Source organism: Rahnella sp. AN3-3W3 (assembly GCF_003263545.1).
Classification (GTDB): domain Bacteria; phylum Pseudomonadota; class Gammaproteobacteria; order Enterobacterales; family Enterobacteriaceae; genus Rahnella; species Rahnella variigena.
Map to the genome: position 1 here is coordinate 18913 of NZ_JYDG01000073.1, position 17177 is coordinate 36089.

Below are 17177 nucleotides of genomic sequence, written 5' to 3' on the forward strand. Positions count from 1 at the left end.
CGTTGAAGAACACCTCCTTTGCGAAAAGGAGGTGTTTTTTACAGCTGAATTACAGATGAATTACAAATAGCGATTTTCGAGATGCGCGCGGAAGAACGCCGGATTCAGCGTTTCGCCCGTGGCATTTTTGATCAGCTGATCGGTCGAGAAACGGCTGCCGTGTTGCCAGATATTTTGCTGCAACCACTGGAACAACGCCGTCAGGTCGCCGCGTACAATATCGTCCTGCAACGTAGGGATCGCTTTGTTGGCCGTCTGGAACAATTGCGCGGCATACATGGCACCCAGCGTATACGTTGGGAAATAACCAAATCCGCCGTCGGTCCAGTGAATATCTTGCATACAACCGTCGCGGTAATTCCCGACGGTATTGATGCCCAGATATTCCTTCATCTTGCTGTTCCACAAGGCCGGAATATCGTCAACTTCAACGTCACCTTCCATCAGTGCTTTTTCGATTTCATAACGCAAAATCACGTGAGCCGGATAGCTCAGTTCATCAGCATCAACGCGGATGAAACCAGGCTGAACGCGCTGGTTGAGTTTCATAAAGTTGCTTTCATCCAGCCCTTCGCGATGGCCGAATTGCTCGATTACCAGCGGGTAAACTGACTTCAGGAACGGCTCGCTGCAACCTAATTGCATCTCAAACAGCAGGCTTTGAGATTCATGCACGCCCATTGAGCGTGCGTTAGAAACCGGCTGCCCCAGCCATTCTTTCGGCAGATTCTGCTCATAACGCGCATGACCCGTTTCATGGATCACACCCATCATGGCGCTGAGGAATTCATCTTCGTTATAGCGCGTGGTGATACGCACATCCTGCGGCACGCCGCCACAGAACGGGTGCGCGCTGACATCCAGACGACCGGCGCCAAAGTTAAAGCCCAGACGTTCCATCACTTTCAGCCCAAGCTGGCGCTGTTTTTCGATGTCAAAAGGACCCTGCGGCGCGATGCGGGTTTCAGATTTTTGCTTTTCGACCACTGTCTGCAATAAATCCGGCAACCAGGTTTTCAAATCGCCAAACAGCACGTCGAGTTTCTGCGAGGTCATACCCGGTTCGTATAAATCGAGCAGGGCATCGTAGCGGCTGATGCCCGCGGCTTCTGAACGCAGCTGCGCTTCCTGACGGCTTAATTTCACCACTTCTTTCAGGTTATCAGCGAAACCTTCCCAGTCATTGCTTTTGCGCTGAATGCGCCATGCCTGCTCGCAACGCGCACCCGCCAGTGATTTTGCCTGCACCAGGCTTTCCGGCAGCAGTGCGGCTTGCTGGTAATGACGACGCATCTCACGCAGGTTTGCCTGCTCCACGTCGTTGAGCTGTTCGCCGCCCGCCTGCTCCAGCCATTCACCAACCTGTTTCGCGGTGAGGATCTGATGCGTCAGCACGCTCAGTTCAGCCAGTGCTTCCGAGCGGGCTTGTCCGCCTTCAGGTGGCATCATGGCGGCGGCGTCCCAGCCTGCAATTGCCGATAAGTGGCCAAAGCGGGAGAGGCGGGCGAAGGTGTCGTGTAGTTTTTTATAAGCGATGGTCATTGTGGCTCCCTTCCTGATTTTCGTTATTAGGCTGCTCAACAGCCAGATTAAATGTCGGTTTTACCGGCCAGCTGAAACGCAGACTGGCACCGCCCAGCGGGCTGCTGTCAACGGCGATGCGTCCCTGATAGGCCACGGCGATGGAATGTACGATAGCCAGCCCCAGCCCGCAGCCGCCGGTAGCGCGATCGCGGCTTGGGTCCAGACGCACGAAAGGTTCGAAGATCCGCTGACGTTCTTCCTGTGGAATGCCCGGCCCGTCGTCTTCGACTTGCAGGCTGGCCAGGTCACCGTCCAGCCACAGGCTGACGCGCAGGGTTTCCTGTGAATAACGCAGCCCGTTATTGACCAGATTATCCAGCACACGCTCCATCAGGCGTAAATCCACTCCGCCGAAATCGCTGTTTTGCGGCGCGTCATACAGGATCGTGCGCTCGGTGATCATGCGGAAATCATCGACTTTGTCTTCCAGCCATTCTGCCAGATTCACTTTTTCAAGATTCAGCGTCACCTGCGGCCGGTCAAGGCGCGCATACGTCAGCAGTTCATCGATCAGCGCTTCAAGCTGCCCGATATCCCGGTTGATGGCGTTTTGCTCCGCCTCGGGTAAATTTTCGCTGATCGCCAGCCGGTAACGCAGGCGAACCAGCGGTGTACGAAGCTCATGCGCAATGCCGTCGATCAGCAGCTTTTTACTGGCCACTAGCGTGCTGATATTGTCCGCCATCTGATTAAATGCCACACCCAGACGGTTCAGGCTGGAGGTCGAATCAAAATCAATGCGTTCGTCAAGATGCCCGTTACCCAGGCGCAGCGCCGAGTTTTCCAGACGCAGCAAATCCTGCCAGTGAGGACGCATCCACAGGAAAACGGGTAAAGCGAGCGACAGGCCGATGAACATCAGCAGAACGAAATCAAGCACGCGCATTTCGTGCATGTAAAACAGATAAGGGATCGGACCGACTACCAGCACGTAATGGCTGCGCGGCACCCGCTGGATAAACGTATATTCATCATCGAGCGCGACAATTTCGCCGTCTTTCAGGCGCTGATCGAGCAGCGGGCTGAGTTTGCGTTTGCCAAGAGGTTCAATGTGCAGTTTGAAAGACAGATTCAGATCCAGCGTATTGATGGTCTTATTCCAGTCTTTGATCGGGATTTCCCTCAGCTCACTGCGCATTAAATAGAGCGAACTTTTCATCAGGTCGTTCATGGACTGCCGGCCGGTTTTCTCCGCGGTCACTTTATAGACCAGCCCGACCAGCATCGCCATGACCATAAAGCAGACCAGCAGTAACAAAAAGAACTGGATGAAAAGCTTTTTCATTCCTGCAGCGACTCCCAGGCGTTAGGGGCAAACAGATAGCCTTTGTTACGCACGGTTTTAATGCGGAAGGGCTCAAGGGTGTTGTCATATAACTTGCGACGCAGGCGGGAAATCGCCACATCGATGCTACGATCCAGCCCGTCATAGCTGACGCCACGCAGGTTTTTCAGCAAAGCTTCGCGATCCATAATGCGGCCTGCGTGGGTCGCCAGTTCCCAGAGCAAATCAAAGTCGGAGGTGGAAAGCACAATAGTTTCATCCACCAGCGTGACTTCACGGTTCACCGGATCGATACATAACTGTCCAAAGTGCAGGGCATTGCCGCTTGTCAGCGCCTGAACCGGCTGTTCGCTCTGCAGGGTCTGCGCCGGACTCTGGCGTAAATGCAGGCGCAAACGCGCCAGAAGCACTGCCGGTGGTGTCGTTTTCAGGATGTAATCGTTCGCGCCCATTTCCAGCGATAAGATGTGGTTCATGTCGCTGTCGAGCGAAGTCAGCAATACGATGGGCCCCGGAAATATCGGCCGTAAATCGCGGCACAACGTCATGCCGTCTTTGCCGGGAAGCATGATGTCCAGCAGGACAAGATCGGGTTTTTCTTTCTCAATGCGCGCCTGCGCTGTATCGCCACGCGGCTCAACCAGAACATCGATATCGTGTCTACCCAGATAGGCGGCGATCAGGTTGCCGACTTCTACATCATCTTCTACAAAAACGATTTTATTCATTGGCTTGCTGCTTTAAGAAATCCGGTGAGTAGGATAGCGTGACCCGGCTGGCGACGCCATCCTGCGAGCGTAATAGAACATGTCAGTTTTGCGGCGTAAATTCCATATACGCGAAATACTTTCGATAAATTCTGAAATGATAAATTTTGTCTGATCAGGCAATAATTGCTCAAACTTAAGCACCCGAACCGACTGGCAAAGTATCGGTGAATTATGCCATTATATAGGTGAATATCTTCATCGTTACAGATTGATTTACCTAATTGATTGACCCTGACCAGGAAGAGGAATAGGGGATGAATGAAAACCGCCTGGTACCTGATGCGCGCAGTCAAAAAGCGACCTTTGACTATATGGAGTATTTGTCCGCATCCTGCAAAAAGAAATGGAGCTTTGTTGACGCGATTTACGGTGTGATGCCGTTCTTCGGCATGGTACTGAAATCCCGCTCTAAAAAAGAAAATTCCCGGCAGGAAGCCTTACGCGCACTGGCTTTACAGGTGGTGTCCACGCAGGTCAGCGATGAAACCAATATCGTCCGGCTGATTGAACTGGCAGAGCAGCAAAATATGTACAGCATTGATATTAACCTGCCGTACTCACTGACCGAAGAACAGCTCACTGCGATTAAAGTGGAATGCAAACATCTGGTGCAATTAAGTCAGAATAACGATCATCTGTTAGTACAGATTATGCAGATGCCTTCCAGGCACTGATTTATCCGTGATGCTTGTAAAAAGACGTGATGCTTGTAAAAAGAAAGGCCGCTTGCGCGGCCTTTCTCATTTCCAGATCATGCTGAATGCGCAGTTTCCTGCTTATTTCTTCAGTTCTGCACGAAGGTCTTTCACGTCTGAGGCTGACACCGGCGCAGCGGCATTTCCCCAGCTGTTACGGATATACGTCAGCACGTTCGCCACATCGGCGTCACTCATGTTGGCATCAAACGAAGGCATAGACGGCGCCGTTGGTTTGCTGTCCGTTGCGACCGGACGGCTGCCCGTCAGCACTACGCGGATAAGCGATGTGGCATTGGTCTGATTGATCAGCGCGGAATCAGCCAGACGCGGGAACAGTCCATCCTGACCTTTGCCGTCCGGCGTATGGCACGCAGAACAACGGTCAGCATAGATGTGCTTCCCGGCTTTCATGGCGTTATCTTCCGCTTTCACCGGCGCAGGGGCTTTATTCCCGCTGTCGTGTCCGCTGTCTTTCAGATAAACCGCTACGGCTTTGAGATCCGCATCCGTCCAGTGCTGTGAAGAATTCGTCACTTCTTCAGCCATCGGGCCTGATGCCATATCGAAGCGGTTAGAACCGGTCTTCAGATACTGCATCAGATCTTCCTGCGTCCAGTTGCCGATACCGGTGTGTTTATTGGTGGTGATGTCCGGAGCAACCCAGTTTTCCACCACGGCGCCCTGCAGGAACTCACTGTCTTTATCGCCGCCGATCATATTTTTCGGCGTGTGGCAGGTTCCGCAGTGTCCCAGGCCTTCAACAATATAGGCGCCGCGATTCCATTCAGCAGACTTATCCATCTGCGGTTTGAATTCGCCTTTGTTGAAGTTCAGCCAGTTCCAGCCCATCAGGCTGGTACGCACGTTGAACGGGAACGGCAGCTGGTTGGTTTCGACTTCGTGATGCACCGGTTGCAGGGTTTGCAGATAAGCCCAGATGGCGGCGTTATCGTCACGGGTGACTTTGGTGTACGCCGTGAACGGCATCGCACCATACAGACGTTTTCCGCCGTGACCGATGCCTTCGGACATCGCGCGCTGGAAGTCGTCGAAGCTCCATTTACCGATACCTGTTTCCGGATCCGGCGTGATGTTTGCGCCGACCAGACGGCCAAACGGCGTTTCAATCGGCACGCCACCGGCGAAAGGTTTGGCATCCGGCGTTGAGGCCGTATGACAGGCCGCGCAGTCGCCCACGGTGGCCAGATAACGCCCGCGTTCTACCTGATCGAAAGAGCCGTCACCCGCGGCATGTGCCAGACCGGAAACGCTCAATGCCAGTAATCCGAGTGAGAATGACGTTAACTTTTTCATGCGATCATCTCTCCCGGTTTTTTCAGATAGAAGTTACGGATGGCATGGGCGGCTTTAAACGCCAGCGCGCCAACGGTGCCGGTCGGGTTGTAACCCGGGTTTTGCGGGAAGGCCGACGCGCCGACCACAAACAGGTTAGGCACATCCCAGACTTGCAGGTGTTTATTGACGGAACTGGTGGAAGGATCCGCGCCCATCACAAAACCGCCGACTACGTGTGAAGACTGATACGGTGTACCGTTCCAGTGGCCTTTCATCGGGTTAGCAACCAGCTGGCGCGGGTTCATTGCCTTGGCGATTTCAGCGACTTTACCGGTGCAATACGCGGCCATCTTCAGGTCATTTTCCGGGAAGTCGAAGGTCACACGCAGCAGCGGCCGACCTAAACGATCCTTATAGTTTGGATCGAGCGACAGATAGTTGGTTTTAGTGGTGTAACTGCTGGCCTCACAACCGATCGACATAGAACTGAGGTAGTTAGCGACCGTGGCTTTTTTCCACTCGCTGCCCCATTTCGGCGTTCCCGGCGGAACAGGGCGGTAACCGATTGGCGCGCCACCGATTGGCGTCACGCGGATACTGCCGCCACCGAAGAAGCCCAGACCGCTGTGGTCAAAGTTGTCATTGTTAAAATCATCAATGCCCATACCGACGGCGCCTGCGCCGATGAACGGGTTGAAGTTTTTGTCATCAAAGAACAGCTGCACGCCGTTGGCGGTCTGATAAGCATAATTACGACCCGTGGTGCCGCTTAACGTCACCGGATCGTACGGTTTGCCGATACCGGAAAGCAGCATCAGACGCACGTTTTCAAAGGTGAATGCGCTGACAATCACCAGATCCGCCGGCTGTTCCCACTCGTCGCCGGAAGAATCGATGTAAACCACGCCGGTGGCGCGTTTGCCGGTGGAATCGGTCAGTACCTGCATCACTTCGCAGTTGGTGCGGGCTTCGAAATTCTCTTTGCGGATAAGCGCCGGTAACACGGTGGTGATGGCGCTGGCTTTCGAGTAGTTTGCGCAGCCGTAGTTAGTGCAGAAACCGCAGTAAGTACATGGCCCCATTTTCACGCCGAGCGGGTTGGTGTAAGGCTCGGAAATCAGCGAAGAGGGCACGGGGAATGCTTTGTACCCCATGTTGCGCGCGGCTTCAGCAAACAGCGTCGGACCATAAGGCTGATCCATCGGACGGGTCGGATATTCAATCGAGCGCATTCCTTCATACGGGTTACCGCCATCATGATGTTCGCCTTTCACATTGCTGGCTTTCCCGGAAACCCCGGCAAGGCGTTCAAAAGACGCGTAATGCGGTTCCATTTCATCCCAGTCGGTGCCCCAGTCCTGCAACACCAGTTCTTCCGGGATAGCGTTAGCGCCGTAACGTTCGGTCAGATGGCTTTTAAGACGGAATTCATCCGGCTGGAAACGGAAGGTGATCCCCGCCCAGTGGTTGCCCGCGCCGCCGGTGCCGTTGCCGGGATGGAAAGAACCCCATTCGCGCATTGGCAGGGCAGTTTGCGCCGGATTGTTGCGGATAGTGATGGTGTTCTGACGGGTGCGCAGCATCAGTTCCTGACGGCTGTTGTAGCGCAATTCATCGGTGACGGTGGCCACGTTGAAATCACGGGCGGTATCGCGCCACGGGCCACGCTCAATCGCCACTACGTTGAGGCCTTCGTCGCATAATTCATTGGCGATGATTGAACCGGCCCAGCCGAGCCCGATCACCACCACATCAGTTTTAGGTAATTTCTTTGCCATAATGTTGTTCTGCCCTTAGCTTTTCATTTTCCATGCGTCGCCGCCCGAAATACTCAGCGGTTCCAGATCGAGTTTCTGGTTATGTTTGCCGACATATTCGCGGTAGTCGTAGCGTGCGCCAGGGAAGCCCAGCATTTTCCACGACACCATATTGCGGTTACCGCCATAAATCGGATCGGCAAAGAATCCTTCCATGGTGTTTTTCAGCGCAATGGCGAAGAACAGTTTGGAATCGATCCCATCGAGAGCTATTTTTCCGTTTTCCAGACCGGACAGGATTTGGTCCTGCTGGTCACCGGGCAGGTCTTTGAACAACTTCTGGTGCTGAGACTGGGTATATTTATCCAGTGCGGCCAGGCCAAGACGGTAGCGTTGCTGGGGAACCAGCGGAGATTGATCGCCTTGCTCCGGCGTGCCTTCCTGGAAAGGCCCTTCCATATAAAGGCGGGCGTAGGTGCCGTAGAAACCAGCCAGCTGGCGGTCGATAAACACCGCGCAACCGGCGTCTTTGCCGCCCACACTCAGATTATCGGCAGGCACCAGCCGGTCAACGATGGCTTCCATTGCGGCGGCTTCAGCGTCGGTGAAGAACGCCCAGCCATCGATGTCAATTTGCGGTGGCGGACTCGCATCGAAGGGGCTCCACACGGGCGTACCTTTGAGCGTGACTGCGTTTGCGGCTTTGGCTGCGCCCAATACCGCTGAGGCTGCCGTGAACGAGAGAATCTGCCGGCGTGTCACACCGGGCAATGTTTTTTTGCTCATTTATGTTCCCTGTTTTTTAGAAGGGCTATGTGTTGCAACAACTGGCTATGAATGGCGCTGATCCTGCCTGTTACCGGCGGATAAAATTTCCACGGAGAAACGCCATTCTGATTTGAGATACGCTCTGCTAAAGCAGTCGGGTGGCATCAGAAATCGTTAACCTGCTAAGGATAAATGAAAACAGACTGTAAAGATAAATGGTTAGTGTGTTAAAAATGTTATGAAATGTGTGTGAATTGATTATTTCGATGTAATTTTAGATGAGATTTTGTGAACTGATGACAAATCATCCATGTATTCATCAAGGAAATGAATTCAAATGATTTCACTTAAGGAGAAGGAGTGTGTGACCTTTTGTGGCATGAAGGTTGAATTATGCTGCTCGTGAGGTAAGATCAAATATTACTTGTAAAATGTGTAAGGCATGACAAACGTCACAGATTTTTTTTCTGATTTATTGAAGCGTTACGCAGTCCCTGCCATTCTCGCAGGGGGAACTGCTCTTTATGCTGTAAGCGCCAGTGCGCTGACGGCAGACCCTGCCGAATACGGCGGCCTCAGCTATAAACTTACCGGTTTCCTGCCGGCCAGCGATAATCATTCAACGTTTAATACCGGCACTGCGCCGCAGACTAATGTTCTGCCGAGTCTGGGCAGCCAGTATATTAAGAATGATACCGGCCCGAGTGCCACTGAAAAACAGCTGGCAACCACCCTGAAAGAACTGGGCACCACCACCACTGACAGCGACGATCCGCTGCGCATACAGGCCGAAACGCTGGCGCTCACTCAGGCCGCCAAACTGGTGCAGAAAGAAACCAGCAGCTTGCTTTCGCCGCTGGGCACGGTCAGTACCACGCTGGATGTGACCGGGCATAATCTTGATGGCAGCTCCGGTCAGCTCTTCAGCCCGTTATACAATTCTGAAAACAATCTGGTCTACAGTCAGATCGGTCTGCAAAGCGCGGCTGACGCTACGGTCGGTAACTTCGGTTTAGGGCAGCGCATCAATACCGGCCCGTGGATGCTGGGCTACAACGCGTTTATCGACAATGATTTTGATCGTCAGCTGACGCGGGGCAGTCTGGGTGCGGAAGCCTGGACAGACTATCTGCGATTCTCGACCAATTATTATCAGCCGTTGTCCTCCTGGAAAGCCGACAGCAGTACATCAACGCAGTTGCGCCGTCAGGCTCGCGGTTATGACATCTCCACCAAAGGGTATTTGCCGTTTTATCGCCAGCTGGGTGCGTCGCTCAGTTACGAACAGTATTTTGGCGATCAGGTCGATTTATTTGGTAACGGAACGCGCCAGAGTAATCCGTCGGCGGTGTCGTTCGGACTCAATTACACGCCGGTTCCGCTGGTGACGGTGATGGCGGAGCATCAGGCGGGGCAGGACGGCGATAATCAGGATCTGGTTAAACTGACGCTGAACTACCGGCTGGGCGTGCCGCTGGCTCAGCAGTTGTCATCGCAGAATGTGGCGGCAGCGCGATCGCTGCGCGGCAGCCGGATGGATATGGTCGATCGCAATAACATGCCGGTGATGGAATTTAAGCAGCGTAAAACGTTATCGGTGTTTTTAGCCACGCCGCCGTGGTCATTGCAGCCGGGCGAAACAGTGCCGCTCAAACTGCAATTACGTGCGATGAATTCTATCGTGGCGCTGAGCTGGCAGGGTGACACGCAGGCACTGAGCCTGACGCCACCGGCGAATAACCGTAACCCTGATGGCTGGAGTGTGATTGTGCCGCCGTGGGATAACTCGCCGGGTGCGACCAACAGCTACCGGCTTTCCGTCACGGTCGAAGACAGCAAATCCCAGAAAGTGACATCTAACTGGATTACGCTCAATGTCTCCCCGCCGCTGACCGCACAACCGCAGTACGGCGACGATGCGGGGCTGAATTTTTAGCTAAGGCAGAAAGGCGAATTGCCTTTGCTCCTCCCCCTGCGCGAAGGGGGAGGTTGGGAGGGGGTTTTAAAGGCTGACGACTGTCAAAGCACATTACTCTGCAATACCCACACTGCGGCTTCGACGCGAGATTTTAGCTTCATTTTTTTCAGCAGATGTTTGACGTGAACTTTCACCGTACTTTCGGTGATATTCAGACGGCGGGCGATCATCTTATTCGGCAAACCTTCTGCGATCAGTTTGATGATATCGCGCTCGCGCGGCGTCAGAGACTGGATATCGCGGTCGCCGCTCGGACGGCTTTCCCGCAGGCTGGCGGCCAGCACTGGCGTCAGGGCTTCACTCAGCACCATTTTCCCGGCGGCGGCGTTGTGCAACGCCGTCAGCAAATCTTCCGGTTCCATATCTTTGAGTAAATAGCCGTCTGCACCGCGTTTAAGTGCCGTCACCACGTCATCTTCATGATTCGAAACGCTGAACACCACGATGCGGCCGGAAAGCGAGGTCTGGCGCATACTGTCGAGCGTATCAAGGCCGTTCATGCCCGGCATGTTCAGATCAAGCAAGATCAGGTCGGGATCGAGCTGTTTCGCCAGTTCCACTCCCTGTTCGCCGTTGCTGGCTTCGCCAATCACCTTCAGGCTGGTATCCAGCGCAATCAGCTGTTTGACGCCGTTGCGCAGCATCGGATGATCGTCAATCAGCAAAATAGTGGAAGGGGTCATGTCGTTCATACTTGCTCCTGGGGATTAATGGGCAGTGCTTCCGGACGAAAACGGACTGTCACTTCTGTGCCGCCGTCCGGGCGTCGGGCAACCCGACATTTACCGTGTAAGGTGCTGGCGCGATCCTGCATGATGATCAGACCATAATGATTTTGTCGTTCAACATTCGGCGAAATACCTTCGCCGTTATCGCAAATGCGCAGCGTGATTTCACCGTCGACGCAATGCAGTGAAAGCGAAACCTGCGTGGCGTTAGCGTGCTTATAGGCATTGTTCAGCGCTTCACGGGCGATATGCAGCAGGTGAATGCCCTGATTGGCCGGCACGGAACGCGGCGGGATCTGGTAATCAAAATCTATCGTCAGTCCCATGCGGCGTGAGAATTCATCGACCGTATGTTGCAGCGCAGCCCGCAGGCCGGGAGTATTGAGCGTCAGGCGGAACGTGGTCAGCAATTCACGCAACTGACGATAAGCCGTACTCAGTTCATCGCGCATTTGTTGCAGCACATTCTGATCTTCTTCGCTGAAAGCAGCGGCGTGCATTTGCAGACAGGCGACCTGAATTTTCAGGCAGGAAAGCGACTGCGCCAGAGAATCATGCAGCTCGCGGGCAATTGCCGAACGTTCTTCCATCAGCATCAGCTGTTGCTGATGTTCGGCCTGACGCGCCAGCATCAGCGTGCTGGTCAGTTGCTCAAGCAGGGTACTTATCAGTTGCTGATGTGCATCATTCAGATTCTTGCCCGGCGGCAGTTGCGCCAGTAACACACCATAATTCTCACGTTCATCACGCAGACTCCAGCTTAAAGACTCACCACCGTCATTTGCATGTTCCCCGACTTTCGGACTGACAGGCTGACGTGGTGAAGCATTGCTGAATTCGTTGAACACTTCGGCGCTGTTATTTTCGTATTGCCGCAGTTGCACGCCACTCAGCGGCGTCAGCGACTGCAATTCTTTCAGCACCGGTTCCATTCGCGCTTCGAGCGGCTCGCTGGTGTGAAGCTGACGGCTCACGCGATACAGATAATCCAGCATCTGATTTTTCTGCTGTAAATCGGCGGTTTTCTCCGCCACGCGCTGCGCCAGATTATCGACCAACTCCGCCAGCGCCAGGGACATGCTGTTCAGCGAGTCGCCGAGAATATCCATTTCGTTATGTGCATCACCATTGGCAACCCGTTTGCGCTGATAACGATGGCTGAAATCACCGGCGGTGATGGCACTGGCCTGCGAGAGCAGACTTCTCCACGGGGCCAGCAAATGACGGCGCAGAAACCAGATGGTCAGCGCCAGCAGCAGAAGTGTTACAGCGACCAGACCGCGCTGGATAAGCGAAATCTGCTGTAAGTGGTATTCAGTTTTATGTTCCAGTTCGGCGACCAGCACATCAAGCTGACCCACGAAGACTGCGATATTGGCCGAGACGTCTTGCGGATGCTTCGCGGTCAGAATCTGATCCCGCAGCGTTGTTTGCCAGTAATTGCGCAGTGCCTGGAACTGCGGTTGCAGGTTTTCGCGCTCTACCGCCTGCAGCAAATCAATACTGTTCTGATCGGCTTCAATCTGGCGAATATACGCGGTGTTTTTCCCTTCAAGCGGCACTTCGGACAACAACCGGTAGCTTTGCATACGCAGCGAACCGGCTTTATTAATCGCGTGGGCATTGCCTTCGATACTACCCGCCATCCACGCTGCCATACTCATTCCGCCAATACCCAGCAGGCCGAGCAGCAACATCAGTAATGTTGTCTGGCTGACCAGCGAAAGAGAAGGCAGAACACGTTTAAGCATGAATAGAATTCCTGGAATTTATCGGGATAGTGAAAAGTGTGGATCGCCACAGTCCTGTACGGAGTGGGCATTTTTTATGATCACAGGGCGTTTCCCTATACCTCTTTATGATTACTCCCTTATTTCCATGCGGGGCGTGCCGGTAAAAATGGGGCAGGGATCTTATTATCAACTTTATGAATAATAGCAGTTTATTGGAAACTCGCCGAATACTCATAAAGGATTTGTGGTCAATTTTAGGCCATGATCCACCTGCTGTTGCGTTGATTTGTATCAACATCGGGAGGCGGGGCTCTACCTAGTGTGTGCGACATAACTTAATCATTACAACAACAATGCGTTGCCACCCGAGGTAAACATGTCACATACATCAGCTTCACCGGCGGAAAAACCGTCCCGCCTTTTGCAGGACTGGCGTCCGGAAGATCCGGAATTTTGGGAAAAGACCGGGCATAAAGTGGCCAGCCGAAATTTGTGGATTTCTGTTCCCTGTTTGCTGCTGGGTTTCTGTGTCTGGATGCTGTTCAGCCTGGTTTCTGTCAATCTGAACAAAGTCGGTTTTAACTTCACTACCGATCAGCTGTTTATGCTGACTGCGATCCCGTCAGTTTCCGGCGCACTGCTGCGCGTACCTTACTCCTTTATGATCCCGCTGTTTGGCGGTCGTCGCTGGACTGCAATCAGCACCGTTTTCCTGATCCTGCCATGTGCATGGCTGGGCTTTGCGGTGCAGGATACCAGCACCTCTTACAACGTCTTCCTGATCATCGCGCTGTTGTGCGGCTTCGGTGGCGCAAACTTCGCCTCGAGCATGTCCAACATCAGCTTCTTCTTCCCGAAAGCGAAGCAGGGCGGCGCACTGGGCATCAACGGCGGTCTGGGCAATCTGGGCGTGAGCGTGATGCAACTGGTTGCTCCGCTGGTGATTTCCCTTGGCGTTTTCGCGGCGTTCAGTGACAAACAAACGCTGGCGAACGGTTCAGACATGTGGCTGCAAAATGCGGCGTGGATCTGGGTGCCTTTCCTGCTGATCGGTACGATTGCAGCCTGGTTCGGCATGAATGATCTGGCGTCTTCCAAAGCGTCAATCCGCCAGCAGTTGCCGGTGCTCAAGCGCGGCCACTTGTGGATCATGAGTGTGTTGTATCTGGCAACGTTCGGCTCCTTTATCGGCTTCTCCGCCGGTTTTGCGATGCTGACCAAAACTCAGTTCCCTGACATTAACATTCTGCAATTCGCTTTCTTCGGCCCGTTCTTCGGTGCGCTGGCGCGTTCTGCGGGTGGCATGTTGTCTGACCGTCTCGGCGGTATCCGCGTGACGCTGGTGAACTACATTGTGATGGCGATTTTCGCGGGCTTGCTGTTCCTGACCCTGCCGGTTGGCGGCGTGGGCGGTAACTTCCCGGCGTTCTTCGCCGTATTCATGGTGCTGTTCCTGACGGCCGGTCTGGGCAGTGGTTCCACCTACCAGATGATTGCGGTGATCTTCCGTAAACTGACTACCGATCAGGCTAAAGCACGCGGTGCTAGTGATGATGAAGCATTGCGTGAAGCGGTGACGGATACTGCTGCCGCGCTCGGTTTTATCTCTTCAATCGGCGCGATTGGCGGGTTCTTTATTCCTAAAGCGTTCGGTACTTCACTGGCAATGACCGGTTCACCGGCTGGCGCGATGAAAGTCTTCCTGGTGTTTTACGTGGTCTGTGCGCTGATCACCTGGCTGGTGTACTGGCGCAAACTGAACAAAGGTTTTGCGACCAAACAAAGCAATAAGTAATCGCACTTTGCTAAATGAGGAAAGGGGCTTCGGCCCCTTTTTTATATTCTGGACAACAGTAAATACTGAACCTAATCAGGTATAAGCCATAACGATTCAGACTTTTTAAAAACGGCGCAGGGGGTTATAAATAACGGGATAAATCATTTCTGATAAGGATCCGCGATGAATACTGCCCACCTTGTAGACCCAGAGCTTCGCCCGTTGCTGGCAGATATGCCGGATCGCGTGCTTGAAGCCTCCGATTTACCCGCCATGCGTGAGCAGCGTCAGGCCGCGGCTCTGGAAAGTCTGTCACAGGATGACGGTCTGCCGGTGACGGTGACTCAACATCACATTTCAGGCGACGAAGATGCGCCGGTGGTGCGTGTGCTGGTGATTTCGCCGCAACATGAGCGCAAAGGGCGGATGGGCATCCTGCATATTCACGGCGGGGGATATGTACTTGGCAGTCCGGAACAGTCGACCCCGCTGACGCGGCCGACGGCGGCGCAGCAGGATTGCGTGATTGTCTCGGTAGATTATCGTCTTGCGCCGGAAACACCTTTCCCCGGTCCGCTGGAAGACTGCTATGCCGCGCTGATCTGGATGACCGCACAGGCAGATGAACTTGGCATCGACTCTGCGCATATCGGTGTCATGGGCGACAGCGCGGGTGCCGGTCTGGCAGCGTCGCTGGCATTGCTGGCCCGCGACCGTGGTGGCCCAAAGCTGGCGTTTCAGAATCTGATGTACCCGATGCTCGACGACCGTACCGTCACCGATCCCAACCCCAATCCGGTCACCGGCGAGTTCTCGTGGACGCGTCAGGATAATCGTTTTGGCTGGCACGCGTATCTCGGGCATGAAGCGGGTTTGCCGCATGTTTCATATTATGCAGCCGCTGCCCGCGCGGAAGATCTCAGCGGATTGCCTGCGGCCTGGATTGGCGTCGGTTCGATTGATTTATTCCTGGATGAGAATATTGAGTATGCTCGCCGGTTAATCCGCGCTGGCGTGCCGGCAGAATTCAGCATTTATCCGGGCGGATTCCACGGTTTCAATGGCGATCCGGCGTATGCTCTGGCCCGCCGTGCCCGTAAACAGCGTCAGGATGCCTTAGCCGGTTTTAATCCGCTGCGTCATACCCATGACTTTGGCTTATAATAGGCAACACTCAATCAGGCAAAACTACCGGCTGAATCAGACACTAAATTGGATATCAAACAACTTATCTATCTCTGTAACCTCGAGCGCGAACGGCATTTTGGCAGGGCGGCGGAAGCCAGCTTTGTCAGCCAGCCGACGCTGTCGATGCGTCTCAAGAACCTCGAAAAAGAACTCGACCTTAATCTGATCAATCGCGGTAATAACTTTGAAGGTTTTACCGCTGAAGGGCTGCGCGTCCTCAGCTGGGCACGCGAAATCGTCGCCGTCTATGAAGGGCTGAAACTGGAAGTTGAGTCGCTGAAACAGGGCATGAGCGGCACCTTGCGTATCGGCGTCATGCCGCAATGCAGCGTGTCACTGGCGCAACTGATCAAAGCCGTCAGCGAAGCGCATCCGGGGCTGGATTACCGGGTTTCGGAAGTCAGCGCCGATCAGCTGATCGAAGCGCTGAGCAGTCATTCTGTAGATGTGGGGATCGGTTTCTTTGAGTTCTCGACGCTAAATGAGCTGCGTTTCCAGCTGGTGCCGCTCGATGACGGCGGCGTTGACGTGGTGTATCACCCGGACCATTTCCCGCAGTTGCAGGACATTGAACTGATGACTGCCGAACAGGCGGTTGCATTGCCGTTATGTCTGTCTGAACCGAGCCGTTATTTCCGTCGTTATCTGGATAATTTCTTCCGCCAGTCCGGGCTGGAATTGCATCCGACGCTGGAAAGCACTTCGATTTTTCAGCTGATGCAGGGCGTGTTTGTTGGCATCGGTTGTGCGCTGGTACCGCGCGGGCATCTGATTGATGAAATGCATCCTGCGCTGAAGCGTTGTCCGCTGGATATCACGCCGATGAGCCGCCACGCCGCGCTGGTGGTCGCCGAAGGGGGAAGGGCAACGCCGCTGGCGCAGCACTTCTTCACGGCAGCGGGTGTCTGGCTGGCGCAGCAGGCGCTTAACAAGTCATCAAATATGGCGCAATAAAGACGTTCTCTCCGGTATTCCTATTGATGTCATGAAACTTTAAGCCCAAGATTTGCCGCAATACTTATGTGAAATGGATGGAGTAAGACATGAAAACTTTGAAAGCGGTTGTTCTGGCGATGGCCTCTGCGGGTATTTTGCTTTCGGCAGGCGCACAGGCCTCAAATAATCTTCTCGGACAACTGCAGCAGGCTGCCAGCGACGGACAGAATGGCACCAGCAAAACCGGTTCAACGGGTACCACCTCTTCGCTGACCTCCCTGCTCAGCGGCGGCGACAGCGCACTGACCTCGACCAGCGCGAACAACGTCGCTGGTGTATTGCAGTATTGTGTGAAGAACAATGTGCTTTCCAAAGCCAGCACTGAAAACGTGAAAGACCAGCTTCTTAATAAACTTGGCATTGAGACAGCAGCGGGTGCTGAAAGTCAGGATTACCAGCAAGGGCTGGGCGGTTTACTGAAAACCGGTAAAGATCAGAGTGTGGATCTGAATAATCTCGGCAGCGGCCTGACGCAGGTGAAAGAGAAAGTAAAAACTAAAGCGTGTGATGTGGTGCTGAAGCAGGCGAAATCATTTATTTGATTGCAGAGGCCGCTGCAATGGCGGCTTTTAACTTAAATTTCAACTTCAACTTCAACTTCAAGGTCGTGGGCGTCGGC

Annotated in this window: 14 protein-coding genes; 6 read left to right on the plus strand and 8 right to left on the minus strand. The window is 53.9% G+C overall.

Annotation, left to right across the window (positions count from 1 at the left end):
* Positions 1–60: 60 nt before the first annotated feature.
* From UC15_RS18955 to rstA, 3 genes are read right to left on the minus strand one after another with little or no spacing between them, the layout of a single operon-like run.
* Complete coding sequence (locus UC15_RS18955; RefSeq protein WP_112290129.1) at positions 61–1542, minus strand: carboxypeptidase M32; 1482 nt, start codon at positions 1540–1542, stop codon at positions 61–63.
* Positions 1526–2869: a two-component system sensor histidine kinase RstB gene (rstB, locus tag UC15_RS18960; protein ID WP_112290131.1), complete on the minus strand. Its 1344-nt coding sequence runs from the start codon at positions 2867–2869 to the stop codon at positions 1526–1528. Before rstB ends, UC15_RS18955 begins: the two co-directional genes overlap by 17 nt.
* Entirely contained in the window at positions 2866–3597 is a 732-nt protein-coding gene (rstA, locus tag UC15_RS18965; protein ID WP_112290132.1) for a two-component system response regulator RstA, read from the minus strand. The genes rstB and rstA overlap by 4 nt, the downstream gene beginning before the upstream one ends.
* Before the next feature lie 296 nt (positions 3598–3893).
* Here rstA and UC15_RS18970 point away from each other — a divergent pair, with 296 nt between their 5' ends.
* Entirely contained in the window at positions 3894–4313 is a 420-nt protein-coding gene (locus tag UC15_RS18970; protein ID WP_112290134.1) for a hypothetical protein, read from the plus strand.
* A gap of 102 nt (positions 4314–4415) precedes the next feature.
* On the opposite strand, the gene UC15_RS18975 is transcribed toward UC15_RS18970, so the two are convergent.
* Genes UC15_RS18975 through UC15_RS18985 form a run of 3 tightly spaced genes read right to left on the minus strand, consistent with a single transcriptional unit; the run spans position 4416 to position 8176 of the window.
* Positions 4416–5651, minus strand: a complete 1236-nt coding sequence (locus UC15_RS18975; RefSeq protein ID WP_112290135.1) for a cytochrome c — start codon at positions 5649–5651, stop codon at positions 4416–4418.
* Complete coding sequence (locus tag UC15_RS18980; RefSeq protein ID WP_112290136.1) at positions 5648–7411, minus strand: GMC family oxidoreductase; 1764 nt, start codon at positions 7409–7411, stop codon at positions 5648–5650. The genes UC15_RS18975 and UC15_RS18980 overlap by 4 nt, the downstream gene beginning before the upstream one ends.
* 15 nt (positions 7412–7426) lie before the next feature.
* The gene (locus tag UC15_RS18985) at positions 7427–8176 is read right to left on the minus strand and encodes a gluconate 2-dehydrogenase subunit 3 family protein (RefSeq protein ID WP_112290138.1); all 750 of its coding nucleotides are present in this window, start codon (positions 8174–8176) and stop codon (positions 7427–7429) included.
* Between the two features lie 424 nt (positions 8177–8600).
* Between UC15_RS18985 and UC15_RS18990 the strand changes: the two genes are divergently transcribed.
* On the plus strand, positions 8601–10094 hold the full coding sequence (locus UC15_RS18990; protein ID WP_112290140.1) for a YchO/YchP family invasin: 1494 nt from the start codon (positions 8601–8603) through the stop codon (positions 10092–10094).
* A gap of 83 nt (positions 10095–10177) precedes the next feature.
* On the opposite strand, the gene narL is transcribed toward UC15_RS18990, so the two are convergent.
* Positions 10178–10828: a two-component system response regulator NarL gene (narL, locus tag UC15_RS18995; protein WP_112290142.1), complete on the minus strand. Its 651-nt coding sequence runs from the start codon at positions 10826–10828 to the stop codon at positions 10178–10180.
* Positions 10825–12615 (minus strand): nitrate/nitrite two-component system sensor histidine kinase NarX, encoded by a 1791-nt coding sequence (gene narX / locus UC15_RS19000; RefSeq protein WP_112290143.1) that lies wholly within the window; start codon positions 12613–12615, stop codon positions 10825–10827. The genes narL and narX overlap by 4 nt, the downstream gene beginning before the upstream one ends.
* Before the next feature lie 358 nt (positions 12616–12973).
* Here narX and UC15_RS19005 point away from each other — a divergent pair, with 358 nt between their 5' ends.
* The 4 genes from UC15_RS19005 (at position 12974) to UC15_RS19020 (ending at position 17100) form a co-directional block, all read left to right on the plus strand.
* Positions 12974–14392, plus strand: coding sequence for a NarK family nitrate/nitrite MFS transporter (locus tag UC15_RS19005; protein ID WP_112290145.1), 1419 nt, complete (start codon positions 12974–12976; stop codon positions 14390–14392).
* Between the two features lie 165 nt (positions 14393–14557).
* The gene (locus tag UC15_RS19010; RefSeq protein ID WP_112290146.1) at positions 14558–15538 is read left to right on the plus strand and encodes an alpha/beta hydrolase; all 981 of its coding nucleotides are present in this window, start codon (positions 14558–14560) and stop codon (positions 15536–15538) included.
* A 48-nt stretch (positions 15539–15586) separates the two neighbouring features.
* Entirely contained in the window at positions 15587–16516 is a 930-nt protein-coding gene (locus UC15_RS19015) for a LysR family transcriptional regulator (RefSeq protein WP_112290148.1), read from the plus strand.
* An 89-nt stretch (positions 16517–16605) separates the two neighbouring features.
* On the plus strand, positions 16606–17100 hold the full coding sequence (locus UC15_RS19020) for a DUF2501 domain-containing protein (RefSeq protein ID WP_112290149.1): 495 nt from the start codon (positions 16606–16608) through the stop codon (positions 17098–17100).
* The last annotated feature ends 77 nt before the right edge of the window (positions 17101–17177 follow it).